We start from the raw sequence: 14,877 nt of genomic DNA on the forward strand, positions 1-14,877 counted from the left end.
ATCAGAATCAACGGAATCTGCTAAAGCGCTGTGTTTTTGCTGAAACAACAATATTTAGACCTATTTGATCAAAAATTAGACACATAAAATGTCCTGCTTCATTATGTTTGAAAAAATACCTCAGGTAAGCTGAGGCACCTATTTTTTTAAAAAATGAGATTAAACGATTTGAAATTTTTGTTTTCCGCTTTTGCGATGCTAAGCGTTTGTTCCTTAAGTGCAAACGCACAGACTACATCTTATTCGTGGGACCACCTTCCTGAAATTGAGCAGCCCTCTTTCAAAACCGATACTTTCAACATCATCAAGTTTGGTGCAGTAGCGAATGGTTTTACTTTAAATACAAAGCAAATCAATCAAGCTATTGTTACTTGTAGCCAAAAAGGCGGTGGTGTAGTTTTAATTCCGGCGGGTTACTGGCTTACTGGTCCTATTGCACTGAAAAGTAATGTCAATCTGCATTTGGCGGAGAATGCCTTTCTGCAATTTACAGCTGACTTTAACCAATATCAAATTATAGCGGGCAATTACGAAGGCAAGCCCGCTGCCAGAAACCAGTCGGCGGTTATGGGCACTGACCTCGAAAATGTAGCCATTACCGGATCGGGAACGATTGACGGAAATGGAGATGCCTGGCGGATGGTGGGTAAAGATAAACTCACTGAGGGGGAGTGGAAAAAGAAAGTACAATCCGGAGGTTCGCTCAGTGCAGATGGCAAAATTTGGTATCCCAGTGAGAAAACAAAGAAAGCGCATGTCGAAAAACGTTCGTTTGTATTGGAACCGGGAAAAAAGCTTTCAGATTTTGAGGACATTAAAGATTACCTGAGACCAAATCTTATCGTTTTTACAAATTGCCGTAAGGTGCTTTTAGAGGGGGTAACTTTTCAAAATTCACCAGCATGGAATATACATCCTTTATTATGTACCGACCTTACTTTAAGGAATATTGCGGTTAAAAACCCGGATTACGCGCAGAATGGAGATGGTGTAGATGTCGAGTCTTGTAAAAATGTGCGCATTGAAGGTTCTGTATTTGATGTCGGTGACGATGCAATCTGTATCAAATCCGGAAAAGATGCTGAAGGCAGAAAGAGAAATGTACCTACGGAAAATGTGATCATCCGTAACAATAAGGTGTACGCAGGGCATGGTGGTTTTGTAGTTGGCAGCGAAATGTCTGGGGGAGCCCGAAATATATTTGTTTCCGATTGTTCTTTCATGGGAACAGATAAAGGCATTCGCTTCAAAACAACCCGTGGCCGGGGTGGTATTGTGGAAAAGATTTACATCAGGAATATCAATATGTTCAACATTGTCGACGAGGCGATATTTTTTGATATGTATTACTGGACAAAAGCACCTGAGGCCAATCAGCAGGAGGAAGTTCCGAAAGTGAGTGTGGAGACACCTCAATTCAGGGATGTATTTATTGATCAGGTGGTTTGCAATGGTGCTAATATTGGTGTTTTTGTCCGCGGACTTCCGGAAATGGCGGTTAGAAACATTAAAATGAATAACCTATTTATGCAGGTGAATAAGGCGGTAGAGATTAAAGATGCGAGCGATATCGAAATTACAAACTCTGTTATATTAACTAAAGGAAACGTACCTTCAGTCGACATCAAAAACAGCAAAAACATCAATGTGTCTGGCTTGAAGCTTAAACTATAAACAGGTATGAAACGTGTATTTTTTACTGTATTTTTATTTGTTTCCATCGCTGTTCAAGGCCAATACAGGCAGTTGCCGCTTATACCTGAAATCGTTTATAATGTCAGAGATCTGGGGGCGCTGGGTGATGACCAGACACTAAATACACTGGTTATCCAAAAGGCACTTGATCAGGCTAAAGAAACCGGAGGTAAAGTGCTGATTCCTGCAGGGATCTATGTTTGTGGTCCATTAAATATGTATGGTAAAACCGAACTTGAAATTGCAAAGGGCGCCGTGCTTAAATTGAGGAATGATGTTGATGCTTTTCCAGCCAGCAATGGCCGGTATCAGAATTTGATCAACATATCCAATGCCACAGACGTGAAAATATCGGGTGCTGGAACAATAGATGGACAAGGCCAGATCTGGTGGGAAAAGACTACGGCCAAAACACTGACTTTAAGGCGTCCGCAACTGCTATTTATTGAAGCCACGGAACGGGTAGAGCTTACTGGCATTACCTTTTTAAATCCACCCAATACCCATATGTCTTTAAAATCATGTACAGATGTATACATTCATGACCTCAGGGTACAGGCCCCTGAAAATTCAAGAAATACGGACGGTATCAACATTTCAGCAAAAAATTGTACGATTGAACATTGTACCATCAATACCGGCGACGATAACATCGCGATTAATTTTGGAAACAGAAAGCAAGCGCCCGGAGATCCGGAAGTTAAAAATATAATGATCAGGAACTGTACATTTGGTTATGGACACGGCTTATCCATCGGAAGTTTTACTTCCGGTGGTTTAAGCAATTTACAAGTCAGCAATTGTACGTTTGATGGGACTACTTCAGCCATACGCATCAAAACAGCCCGTGGTCGTGGTGGTGTCATTGATCAGATCACTTATGAAAATATCAAAATAAACAACTCAAAATATCCAATATTCATTTCTGAATATTATCCAAAAGAACCGGCCAATCCAGAAACAGATCTTGCAACTGAAGCTGGAGCATACAATCCTGTATATCAAGATATCCGTTTAAAAAACATTGACATCAACAATGCCCAGGAAGGCCTGATCATTTGGGGTATTCCAGAATCACCCATTCAGCATATCGAATTTGAAAACGTGAAAATATCTGCAAAGCACGGTGCGCAGATCTACCATGCGAAAGCTGTTTTATTTACAGGTTGTTCGTTAAAAGTGGCGGAAGGTACGCGCTTAAGGGTATATCACGCGGAGATCAAGGGGTTAAAATAAGGCGTTAAACAAGTTTTATCGCCATTGACCTGTCATTTTATAGTTTAAACCGAAGTGCTATTGTTCTGCCAATGGCTTTCAGCAGGTCATCATTCTGATGTTGAGCTGAGTCTTTGCTGCACCATTCTTTCTTTTCGTTCTGTACCAGCAGGAATTCCTGACCTGACAAACTGATGTGTAATTCAGTGGTATCTCTATCTAAAACAGGGTTTAAAATGATATAGGTGTAGTCTTTGTCGTCAAAATTAATTCTAAGTGGTAATTTCATAGTGAGGCAAAGATAAGATCATTATTGGTATAACACGCTTTCCAATGACTTACCCTTCATTTATACAGTCAACAAAGGCTATAAAAACGGTTTAATCAGATGCTATGAAGTGAAAAATGTTGCAAACATTTTATTTTTTTAAGCCGCCTTTGTATAGGACTTATTTTCAAATGGTTTGTCTTAAGAGTAGTTTTTACCGCTTCAGATTTATCATTTATGAGACTGGCTTTACTATCATTTTTACTGCTGCTATTTACACATGTACAAGCACAACAAACTACCGTTAAGGGACAAATTTCAGATGCACAAACCGGTGTACCCTTATCGAATATCAATGTAGGGTTTGACAATTCAACGGTGAAAACGCTGAGTGATGCGCAGGGACGTTATACCATCAGTAGCAAGGAAGCTGTTAAAATGCTCAATTTTTCTGCGGTAGGTCGCAGAAAACAAAGTTTACCAATTTTACCCGGTAAAATTCAGGAGATTCATGTTCGGATGGAAAGCCTGGAACAAGACCTGTCGGAGGTCAGTGTAACGGCGGAAAAAAGACCCAGGTATAAAAATAAAGACAACCCTGCAGTAGAGTTCATGCGCAAGGTCATTGAAAACAGGGATCAGAATAATGTTTCTTTTCACAAAAACATTGCTTTTGAGGAGTATGAAAAACTGTGCATGTCTTTAAGTCTGACCAGTGAAAAAGCGAGGAAATCAAGTCTGCTTAAAAAATATCAGTTTTTAAAACAAAATGCCGATACGGTAAAGCAACCTGGTAAAACCCAGATCCCTGTTTTTATGCAGGAAAAACTGTGCCTGGTTAAACAAAGCGGTCTGTCGAAGCCAGAGCGCGCTGTATTGGGAGAGAAGCAGTCCAGAATAGATCAATACCTGGATGAAGACGGATTGAATGAATTCCTGGATAAGGTATATCAGCACATCGATATTTATGACCATGATATTGGTTTGGGAAACCAGCGATTTTTAAGCCCGATTGCGGAGCTTGCGCCGCAATTTTATAAATTCTTTATTCTGGATACCCTTAAAGATGTTACGCCCTGGCAGATTAAGATGATGGTGTCTCCAAAAAACAAACAGGACGTATTGTTTGCCGGCTATTTGTACATCAGTTTAGATGGGCATTATGCAGTACAGCGGGCAGAGCTTTCAATCAATAACCAGATCAACCTGAATTGGGTTAAAGATTTGCAGATCGCTTTAAACTACACTTCGGACAGTATGGACAAATATCATCTGAGTAAAAGCGTAGTGGGGATGGATCTGGGTATTTTTAAAAAAGGAACCAGCATTTTTGGGGAACGGACGATTACGGTAAATAAATTTGAGTTTGGAGATCTGGCTTTACAGCGTACCGCGGGCCAGGATACGCTGGTTGGCCGGAAACCCGTAAAGCAAACGGATGACTTCTGGCAAAGCTCCAGACCAGAATTGTTGTCCTCGAATGAAAAGGCAGCTTATGCCAATATTGACAGCCTTAAAAACTCAAGCTCCTTTAAGCGTACGATGGCGGTAGCCTCTACGGTATTGACCGGCTATATCAATGAGGGGCCTGTGGAGATTGGTTCGTTAAGTTCCTTTTATAGCTTTAGTCCGGTTGAAGGCTCCAGGTTTAAAATAGGCGGACAGACCACGGATATTTTTAGTAAGAAGTTCTTTTTGGACGGACATGTTGCTTATGGTACAAAAGACAGGCGCTGGAAATATGATCTTGGTGTAACCGAATCCCTGACTTCGAGGTCGATCTATGAATTTCCGGTTCGTTCTATTGCTGTAAGGCATAGTTTTGAGACCCAGATCCCTGGACAGGACCTGAACTTTTTAGAGGATGATAATTTTTTGCTTTCCTTTAAGCGGGGAGTTAACGATAAATGGATGTACAATCGGAAGTGGTCACTGGAGTATTTGCATGAAACCATGCAGCACATCTCTTTGCGCCTGAGCTATAAAAATCAAGTAATGCAGGCGGCAGGTAAGCTTCATTTTCAACGGGATAATGATGATAATCTGTTTCCAGGTCAGGTCAGTAACCAGGAAGTTAACCTGTCTACTTCTGAATTTGTAGCTGAACTGCGTTGGGCACCACATGAAAAATTTTACCAGGGCAAGCGGTTCAGAAGACCAATTAACAATGGTTATCCGGTGTTTACCCTGAGCGGTGCTGTAGGCATCAGGGGCTTATTGGGGGGAGATTACAATTATCAAAATGTCACACTTAATGTGGCCAAAAGATTTTACCTGTCGCAATTGGGTTTTTCAGATGTGATCGTGGAGGGAGGCGCTATTTTCGGAAAAGTTCCTTTCCCTTTGCTTAGCATCCATCGGGCGAATCAAACTTATGCTTATCAGCTTTCCTCCTATAACCTGATGAATTTTATGGAATTTATGAGCGACCGCTATGTCAGCCTGAATATTCAGCATTCTTTTAATGGCTTCTTTTTAAATAAAATTCCTTTGATTAAAAAGCTGCAATGGCGTGAGGTTGCCTCTATCAAGATTCTGGACGGCAATGTGACTGAAAAGAACAGACAGGGCAACCATCGGGAACATTACCGTTTTCCTTCGGATGATAAAGGTCGTCGGGTAGCATTTCCTATAGAGCGCAGTCCGTATATTGAAGGTAGTGTTGGTTTGTCCAATATCTTTAAAGTGCTGCGGGTAGATGTCGTTAAACGTTTTACACACCTCAATAATCCTGGTGTTACCCCAATGGGGATCCGGGCAAAGCTGAATGTGGATTTTTAATCGCTTAGCGGAGCATCAGGGTAGCGTGTTTACCGGAGAATTTGGTTTTGTATAATACGAACATTCCGGTAGCCAGTAAGCCAATGATACCGGCAATGCAAACCGCCAGTCGGGGGCCAAAGGCATTGGCAGTCCAGCCAATCAGCAAGCTGCCAATGGGAATCATTCCCTGGTAAGCCATGATGTAATAGCTGATTGCCCTTCCGCGCATTTCAGGAATGGCATGCGTTTGAATGTAAGTATTGATCGATGAAGTTTGTGCCATCATACCCAATCCGCTAAAGGTCATAAATACCAGGGCAATGGGCAGTATGCCTGAGTAGGACAGGAGGATCAGGCTTAAGCCGAAAATGGCACTGGCAATCATGGTAATGCGCATTAAAGATTTGGAACTTTTTAAATTGGCCAGGTACATGGCGCTAATGACAGAGCCAAGTCCCGCTGCACTTTCAAACCAGCTGAAAGTGCTGGCATTTCCAGAAAACAGATCTTTGGCAAAAATTGGCATCAGGGTGTTGAATGGAATGACAAACATACTGCTGATCCCAATCATGATGATCATGCTACTTAAATCTTTGTCGCCGGCTACATATTTAAATCCTTCTTCCAGCTCTACCCAAATGCTTTTTTGACTGGGGGCAGATACGCTGAGGTTTAGTTTCATCAGCAGCAGGCAGATCAGTACGGGAACATAGCTCACAAAGTTGCCAATGAAACAGAAGTCTTCTCCAAAAGTGCTCAGGATAACTCCTGCTATTGCTGGTCCCACAATGCGGGCCATATTGGTCATGGTTGAATTGAGTGCTATGGCATTTGGCAGGTCATTTTTATCTTCTACCATATCCACCATAAGCGACTGCCTGCAGGTGACATCAAAGGCATTGATTACCCCTTGTAGCAAGCTTAGAAAAATGATGCAGGGGATGTTGTAGTATTTGAAGAAAATAATTGCGGCCAGCGCAGCCGCCTGTGCCATGGAGACGATTTGTGTAATCAGCAGAATTTTATACCTGTTGTGTCTGTCGATTAAACTCCCGGCATACGGTGATAGGATGAGCGAAGGAATTAAACTTACAAAGCCTACCAGTCCGAGTAACAAGGCTGAGCCCGTCAATCTGTATACCAACCAGCTCACCGCCGTCTTCTGCATCCAGGTCCCAATCAGGGAAATGGATTGTCCGTAAAAAAAGAGCTTGAAGTTGCGGTATTTTAATGATCTGAACATGTATTGGTAGATGTAATGATTTGATGTTCCAAATTTCGGGATAAAATTATTAGTGGTAAAATTGATTGTTTTAATGATATTGATTAGTTTTAACGATTGATAATATCTGTATTATGGAATTACGGCAAATCGGTTATTTTATAAAAGCAGCTGAGATGCTGCATTTTACAGCGGCTGCTGCGGCCTCATTTGTCACGCAGAGTACCTTATCCCAGCAAATCAAGCAACTGGAAGATGAGTTGGGCATGTTGTTGTTCGATCGGGTGGGGAAGCATGTTCGGCTGACTGAAGCCGGAAATGTTTTTCTACAGCATGCGCGGCAGATCCTGCTGGATGTAAAGAAATCAAAACAGGCCATTTTTGAATTGAACAACATGGTGATCGGCGAACTTAAAATTGGTGTGACCTATGCTTTCAGTTCCATGCTGATGCCTGCATTGGCTCCTTTTTCTTCTGAATACCAGGGTCTTAAAATCGTGGTGGAGTATGGTACACCGGGTGAATTGGAGCAGCAATTGCGGCTTGGCGAACTGGATGTGGTACTGGCCTTTCACGATCAGTACGATACCGATGGTTTTGATATGGAGCCGCTGTTCTCTTCGAGGATTATGATGGCCGTGTCTAAAAAACATCCCTTAGCCAGTTTAAAAAAGATATCGTTGACAGAGCTTTCTAAAGTAGAATTGATTTTGCCGAGTAAGGGTTTTAGCTCCAGGGCTTTGCTGGATGAACTGTTCAGTAAGAAAAAATTAAAGCCATTGATTAAAATTGAGATGAATGATGTACACTCATTATTGTCAATGGTCAATGAAGGGCAATGGGCTACGATCATCAACGAAAAAGCCATTCTGACCTGGGATGATTTATGTGTGGTGCCAATTACCGGAAAGGAATACCACAAACAGGCCTTCATATTATGGCAAAAGGGTGGCTATAGAAAAAAATCGGCCACCCTTTTTGTCGAGAAGTTGTACAAGACCTTGCAGGCCCAGTGAATTATTTTGCAGCGATGATGCTGATTGCATAACCACCACCTGGCGCGCAGTATTGCGACAGTTTGGTGGTTTTGCTGACTTTAATTTTTCTGATGGTATAAGCTTGTGGATTGGTTTCGTAATGCGCACCTTTCGCATCGCTGTAAATGGTAGCGATGTATGATTTACCGGCATCCAGGAAATTGAGATTGATTTTAGACATCCGGCCTTGCTCATCGCAGGTACTGCCTACAAACCAGTTGTTGGTTCCTTTTGCCTTACGGGCATACGTGATGTAATCTCCAGGTTCAGCTTCCAATACTTTCGTATCGTCCCAGTCTACAGCTACATCTTTAATAAATTGAAAGGCGTCTTTAAATTTGTTGTAAGTCTCGGGTAAATCCGCTGCCATTTGTAGCGGACTGTACATGGTGACATACAAAGCCAGTTGCCTGGCCAGGGTACTGTGCACAAATGAAGTATTTGATGGATTGTACTTGCTGATTTTAGTTTCAAAAATACCAGGTGTATAATCCATTGGTCCGCCCATTAAACGGGTAAAGGGTAAAATGGTGGTATGGTCGGCATTGTTTCCGCCAAAAGATTCGTATTCTGTTCCGCGGGCCGATTCGTTGGCTAATAAATTGGGAAATGTACGGCTTAAGCCAGTCGGACGAACAGCTTCATGCGCATTGACCATGATTTTATATTTCGCAGCTTTTTCAATGGCATACTGATAATGGTTTACCAGCCATTGGCCATAATGGTGTTCTCCTCTGGGAATGATGTTGCCTACGTAGCCGCTTTTTACCGCATTGTAGCCATTTTCGACCATAAATTTATAGGCAGTATCCAAATGTCTTTCGTAATTGCGTACTGAACTCGAAGTTTCATGGTGCATGATGATCTTAATGCCTTTGGACGCAGCATAACGGTGTAATTCTTTGACATCAAAGTCGGGATAAGGCGTTACGAAATCAAAAACATAATCTTTCGTTTTGCCAAACCAGTCTTCCCAGCCTTCATTCCAACCCTCAACCAATACGGCATCAAGCCCATTCTCTGCTGCAAAATCAATGTATTCTTTAACGCGTTTGGTGTTTGCAGCATGTTTGCCGTTCGGCTTGGTTTTGCTGTAATCGGTTACACCAAGTTGAATGTTTTCTAAATCGGTATAAGACCAGGTGCTCATTCCGGTAATCATTTCCCACCATACCCCTACATATTTAATGGGTTTAATCCAGGAAGTATCTTCAAATTTGGTTGGCTCATTTAAGTTCAGGATTAGTTTAGATTCCAGGATGTCAGCTGCCTGATCGCTCACGACGATGGTTCTCCATGGCGATTGGCAAGGTGCCTGCATGTAGCCCTTATCGCCAATGGCATCTGGTGTCAATACCGATTCCAATACCATGTTTTTGTCATCCAGTTCAAGCGATAAACAAGAATAGTCCAGCAAAGCTGCTTCATGGATATTGATGTACAATCCGTCCTTACTTTTCATCATCAATGGCGTTTGCAGGCCAGTTTCAGAAAAAGTAGTTTGGGAAGCATTTGGCGTTACTGCGGCTTTCATTTTGGTACGTACTTCTGATAAATCAGAAGTGACGGTGCTATATTCCTGTGTATCGTAATCTCCCGGAAGCCAGAATGCTTTATGGTCGCCAGCCAGGGCGAACTGGGTTTTTTCTTCTTTGATGATGAAATAATTCAGGTTCTTTTGTGCAGGGAACTCGTATCTGAAGCCCAGTCCGTCGTTAAACAGACGGAAGTGAACGATGATGAACCGCTGTGTTGCCGTTTGGTTAATGGTTACGGCCAGCTCGTTGTAATGGTTTCTGATTTCTTTTACCTCGCCCCAAACCGGTTTCCAGGTTTCATCAAAAGTACTTTGTTTTGTGTCTTTGGTTTCAAAGCCGCTCAGTAAATCAGGAGCATCTTTCAATTTAAATCCAAGGCTACTGGTTTTGATCACAGCTTTGTTTTTGTACTGCAGATCGTATGTTGGAATACCGCCCTGGGCCAGGCTAAATTTAAGCTTCAGTTTTCCATCAGGTGAGCTGAGCTCCTGGGCGGAAGCGCTACGGAAAACTAAGGCAAAACAAACGAATAATATTGTTTTGTAAATAGGTTTTACTGCCATTTAATTACTGATTTATATGTAGAAAAAAACAAACTTAATAATTCTTTATCAGAAAACTAAGCATTTCCGGAAACGTTCCCGGAACTTTTTAAAATCAGCGCAAAATTGTTCAGTTGCTGAATTTTTTACCGCTCGATCAGTTCAGTTGCTGATGGGTTGGGGAGGGCTGACCGGAAACAAGACACTTTCTAACAAACGATTTTTTAACTTGTATATTGATCGCTTTTTGCAGGGTGTAGTGTGCACATATTTAGCTGGTTACAGTTTATTTAAGGTCAGCAAACTGACAAAAAATGAGATGGGCTTACTTTAGCAAAGTAATATGGCTTATATTTGGCATTTAATTCAAGGCAGTCATTAACTGTTGAATGTTATTAATAAGTAAATATGAAAAGAGTAGTAGTAACAGGTTTAGGCGCTGTGACCCCGCTGGGAAATACAGTAAACGAGTTTTGGGAAAACGTTGTTGCAGGTAAAAGCGGTGTCGGAGCAATTACTAAGTTTGATGCTTCAAAATTCAAGACCCACTTCGCTGCTGAAGTGAAGGGCTTTGATCCAGAATTGTATATAGACAAAAAGGAAGTTAAAAAATATGATGTATTTACACAATATGCCATTGCAGCCAGTGATCAGGCCATTCAGGATTCTGGTCTCGACTTCGAAAATATGTCGGAAGCCGAAAGATATGAAGTGGGTGTAATCTGGGGATCTGGTAATGGTGGTATTGGTACTTTTGAGCAGCAGCTGAAAGATTTTCACCTGGGCGACGGAACGCCAAGGTTTAATCCATATTTCATTCCTAAAATGATCATTGACATTGCTGCAGGTGTAATCTCTATCCGCAACAAACTACATGGTCCAAATTATGCTACGGTTTCTGCCTGCGCATCTTCAAATACAGCTATTATCAATGCTTTTGATACCATCCGTTTAGGTAAAGCGACCATTATGGTTGCCGGTGGTTCTGAAGCTGCCATTACGCCTTCTTCGGTAGGTGGTTTCAATGCTGCACAGGCTTTATCTAAAAACAATGAAGATCCTCAAGGTGCTTCACGTCCTTTCGATAAAGACAGGGACGGTTTTGTCATTGGCGAAGGTGCAGGTGCTTTAATTTTAGAAGAGCTGGATCATGCGATTGCCAGGGGTGCGCACATTTATGCTGAAATGGTTGGCGGTGGTATGGCTGCTGATGCTTATCATCTGACAGGTACACCTCCGGATGGCTTAGGTGCTTCATTGGGTATTGCCAAAGCACTTGCTGATGCCGGAATTGCTGCAGATCAGATTGACTACATCAACGCGCATGCTACTTCCACTGGTTTAGGTGATGTGGGCGAGTTACATGGCATTAAGAAAATCTTTAAAGATCATCCTGTAGCCATCAGTGCAACTAAATCTATGACCGGACACTTACTGGGGGCTGCTGGCGCTATTGAAAGTGTAATCAGTATCCTTGCTATAAAAAATGATACGATTCCGGCAACGATCAATACCACTGAAGCAAACCTGGATCCTGCAATCCCTGAAGGGTTGAAATTTGTATTGGGTAAATCTATCCATACACCAGTAAATTATGTATTGAACAATACCTTTGGTTTTGGAGGGCATACCGCTACTTCAATCTTTAAAAAGTATACCGCGTAGGTTTAATTTTACGCAGCTAAACAATGGGGCAGGCTATTTTTTTTAAAAAATAACCTGCCCCATTGTTGCTTTATTCATACTTTATACCAAAGCCCGAAACGGACTTTTGGTTCGATCCAAATTATCATTTAACTTGCCGGCATGGATATAGAATTCAATAAAAATGAAGATGTAAACAAGCAATCGGTATTCGAATTGAAAACCAGGCTTAAAAAAATATATGGTGGTGGCGGGGAAAAAAGTGCAGCAAAACAAAAGGAAAAAGGAAAGCTTCTGGCCAGGGAACGAATCGCTTACCTGGTTGACAAAGAAACTGAGTTTTTAGAACTCGGTGCCTTTGCCGCAGATGGTCTGTATGCCGAGCAGGGCGGATGTCCCTCGGCCGGCGTTGTTTGTGGCATTGGTTACGTATCTGGCAGGCAGTGCATGATTGTAGCCAATGACGCTACGGTTAAAGCAGGAGCCTGGTTTCCCATGACAGCCAAGAAGAACTTAAGGGCGCAGGAAATTGCCATGGAAAATCGCTTACCGGTGATTTACCTGGTGGATAGTGCCGGGGTATATTTGCCCATGCAGGATGAGATTTTTCCGGATAAAGAGCATTTTGGGCGCATGTTTAGAAACAATGCCCTGATGTCATCCGATGGAATTGTACAAATCTCGGCCATTATGGGCTCCTGTGTAGCAGGGGGTGCTTATTTACCGATTATGAGCGATGAAGCGATGATTGTGGATGGCACCGGATCTGTTTTTTTAGCGGGATCATACCTGGTGAAATCTGCCATTGGCGAAGATGTGGACAATGAAACATTGGGTGGAGCAACTACCCATTGTGAGATATCTGGTGTAACAGATTATAAACATCCCAATGATCAGGCTTGTCTGGATAGCATCCGCAACATCATGAGTATGTTGGGCGCACCTGAAAATGCTGGTTTTGATCGCATCAAGCCAGCCTTGCCTAAGGCCGATCCGGATGAAATCTATGGCATTTTACCCGATAGCCGCGAAAAGCCTTATGACATGCTCGAAATTATCCACCGCCTGGTAGACAATTCTGAATTTGAACAATACAAGGAACTTTATGGGCAGAGTATCATTTGTGGTCTTGGCCGCGTTGATGGCTGGGCGGTAGGTATTGTAGCCAATCAGCGTAAAGTTGTGAAATCGAAAAAAGGGGAGATGCAGTTTGGAGGCGTAATTTATTCCGATAGTGCAGACAAAGCCAGCCGTTTCATCATGAACTGCAACCAGAAAAAAATCCCCCTGGTATTTTTACAGGATGTAACCGGCTTCATGGTAGGCAGCAGATCTGAACAAGGTGGCATCATCAAGGATGGCGCAAAAATGGTCAATGCCGTTGCCAATTCTGTAGTGCCTAAATTTACCATTGTGATCGGTAATTCTTATGGCGCAGGCAATTATGCCATGTGTGGTAAGGCGTACGACCCCAGACTGATTTATGCCTGGCCAAGCGCCAAAATTGCCGTGATGGGTGGTGCGCAGGCGGCTAAAGTATTGCTGCAGATCCAGGAGGCTTCTTTGAAGTCGAAAGGAGAAACCATTACCCCTGAAAAGGAAGCTGAACTGCTGAAAGAAATTACAGACCGGTACAACAGCCAGACCACACCTTATTATGCAGCTTCCAGATTGTGGGTAGATGGAATTATAGATCCTAAAGAAACGCGTAAGGTCATTTCTATGGGGATCGAAGCGGCGAATCAATCGCCTATAAAGAAGGCTTTTAATGTGGGGATTATCCAGACTTAGGCCAGAATTATAATCTATAAATCACATTGTTGCATTTGTTACAAAAATGGTATTTGCGGATCGCGACATAAAGCGTAATTTTGTAATAGAATATAGAATTGTAGTATAATATAAATAAATATATGTCAGAAGAATTAGAGCATGTTAAATGTTTAATCATAGGCTCAGGGCCTGCAGGATATACCGCCGCAATTTATGCTGCAAGAGCTGATTTAAAACCAGTGATGTATACTGGTATGGAACCTGGTGGTCAATTGACACAAACCACTGATGTTGATAATTTCCCTGGATATCCGGCTGGTATCATGGGTCCGGAAATGATGGAAGATTTCCGCAAACAAGCGGAACGCTTTGGTACAGATATCCGTTTTGGATATGTAAGTTCTGTAGATTTTTCTTCCCTGCCGCATAAAGTGGTGGTGGATGATATCAAAACCATTACTGCCGATACCGTGATTATTTCAACTGGTGCAACAGCTAAATGGTTGGGTTTACCGAGCGAGCAAAAATACAATGGTTTCGGAGTATCTGCCTGCGCTGTATGTGATGGTTTCTTCTTCCGCGGACAGGATGTGGCCATCGTAGGTGCTGGTGATACTGCTGCCGAGGAAGCTACTTACCTGGCTAAGCTTTGTAAAAAAGTATATATGCTGGTACGCAGAGATGAATTCAGAGCTTCAAAAGCGATGGTGCACCGTGTGTTGAATACGCCAAATATTGAAGTGATTTACAATACCGAAACGCTGGAAATCCTGGGTAACGGTAAAAATGTTACAGCAGTTAAAGTACTGAACAATCAAACTGGTGTAGAAAGCGAATTGCCTGTTGAAGGTTTTTTTGTGGCGATCGGCCATAAACCAAATACAGATATTTTTAAAGGCTGGATCGATATGGATGAAACCGGTTATCTGAAAACCATTCCGGGTTCTACTTTAACCAATATTGAAGGCGTATTTGCCAGCGGAGATGTACAGGATCATTATTACCGTCAGGCAGTTACTGCTGCAGGGTCGGGCTGTATGGCTGCTTTGGATGCAGAACGTTACCTTGCTGCTAAAGAACACCACATGACACCGGCTGAGTAAGCCGAGTTTATTAAATATAGGAAGGCAGGACCCAAAAAGTCCTGCCTTTTTTATGACTTAAGTGTATATTTGTATAG

Annotated in this window: 10 protein-coding genes; 7 read left to right on the top strand and 3 right to left on the bottom strand. The window is 42.3% G+C overall.

Annotated elements, in window-relative coordinates:
- Nucleotides 1-153: 153 nt before the first annotated feature.
- Both IM797_RS12395 and IM797_RS12400 read left to right on the top strand, forming a co-directional pair.
- Complete coding sequence (locus IM797_RS12395) at nucleotides 154-1,674, top strand: glycoside hydrolase family 28 protein (protein ID WP_194127443.1); 1,521 nt, start codon at nucleotides 154-156, stop codon at nucleotides 1,672-1,674.
- Nucleotides 1,675-1,680: 6 nt separating this feature from the next.
- On the top strand, nucleotides 1,681-2,931 hold the full coding sequence (locus tag IM797_RS12400; RefSeq protein WP_194127444.1) for a glycoside hydrolase family 28 protein: 1,251 nt from the start codon (nucleotides 1,681-1,683) through the stop codon (nucleotides 2,929-2,931).
- Nucleotides 2,932-2,968: 37 nt separating this feature from the next.
- Here IM797_RS12400 and IM797_RS12405 read toward each other — a convergent pair whose 3' ends face one another.
- Nucleotides 2,969-3,199, bottom strand: a complete 231-nt coding sequence (locus tag IM797_RS12405; RefSeq protein WP_194127445.1) for a hypothetical protein — start codon at nucleotides 3,197-3,199, stop codon at nucleotides 2,969-2,971.
- 216 nt (nucleotides 3,200-3,415) lie between these two features.
- On the opposite strand from IM797_RS12405, the gene IM797_RS12410 reads away from it, so the two are divergent.
- Nucleotides 3,416-5,959, top strand: a complete 2,544-nt coding sequence (locus IM797_RS12410; RefSeq protein WP_194127446.1) for a DUF5686 family protein — start codon at nucleotides 3,416-3,418, stop codon at nucleotides 5,957-5,959.
- Nucleotides 5,960-5,963: 4 nt separating this feature from the next.
- On the opposite strand, the gene IM797_RS12415 is transcribed toward IM797_RS12410, so the two are convergent.
- On the bottom strand, nucleotides 5,964-7,184 hold the full coding sequence (locus IM797_RS12415; protein ID WP_194127447.1) for an MFS transporter: 1,221 nt from the start codon (nucleotides 7,182-7,184) through the stop codon (nucleotides 5,964-5,966).
- Between the two features lie 113 nt (nucleotides 7,185-7,297).
- Here IM797_RS12415 and IM797_RS12420 point away from each other — a divergent pair, with 113 nt between their 5' ends.
- Entirely contained in the window at nucleotides 7,298-8,179 is an 882-nt protein-coding gene (locus tag IM797_RS12420) for a LysR substrate-binding domain-containing protein (RefSeq protein ID WP_194127448.1), read from the top strand.
- A 1-nt stretch (nucleotide 8,180) separates the two neighbouring features.
- Here the strand turns inward: IM797_RS12420 and IM797_RS12425 are convergent, their stop codons facing one another.
- Entirely contained in the window at nucleotides 8,181-10,301 is a 2,121-nt protein-coding gene (locus tag IM797_RS12425) for a glycoside hydrolase family 97 protein (RefSeq protein WP_194127449.1), read from the bottom strand.
- 387 nt (nucleotides 10,302-10,688) lie between these two features.
- On the opposite strand from IM797_RS12425, the gene fabF reads away from it, so the two are divergent.
- The 3 genes from fabF to trxB all read left to right on the top strand — a co-directional run bounded on the left by fabF (nucleotide 10,689) and on the right by trxB (nucleotide 14,800).
- Nucleotides 10,689-11,945 carry a beta-ketoacyl-ACP synthase II gene (fabF, locus tag IM797_RS12430; RefSeq protein ID WP_194127450.1) on the top strand — a complete coding sequence of 419 codons (1,257 nt, stop codon included), beginning with the start codon at nucleotides 10,689-10,691 and terminating at the stop codon, nucleotides 11,943-11,945.
- A 141-nt stretch (nucleotides 11,946-12,086) separates the two neighbouring features.
- Nucleotides 12,087-13,715, top strand: a complete 1,629-nt coding sequence (locus tag IM797_RS12435; protein ID WP_194127451.1) for an acyl-CoA carboxylase subunit beta — start codon at nucleotides 12,087-12,089, stop codon at nucleotides 13,713-13,715.
- Nucleotides 13,716-13,837: 122 nt separating this feature from the next.
- Nucleotides 13,838-14,800 carry a thioredoxin-disulfide reductase gene (trxB, locus tag IM797_RS12440; protein ID WP_194127452.1) on the top strand — a complete coding sequence of 321 codons (963 nt, stop codon included), beginning with the start codon at nucleotides 13,838-13,840 and terminating at the stop codon, nucleotides 14,798-14,800.
- Nucleotides 14,801-14,877 lie beyond the last annotated feature (77 nt).

It is taken from the genome of Pedobacter sp. MC2016-24, from assembly GCF_015223055.1.
Classification (GTDB): Bacteria; Bacteroidota; Bacteroidia; order Sphingobacteriales; family Sphingobacteriaceae; genus Pedobacter.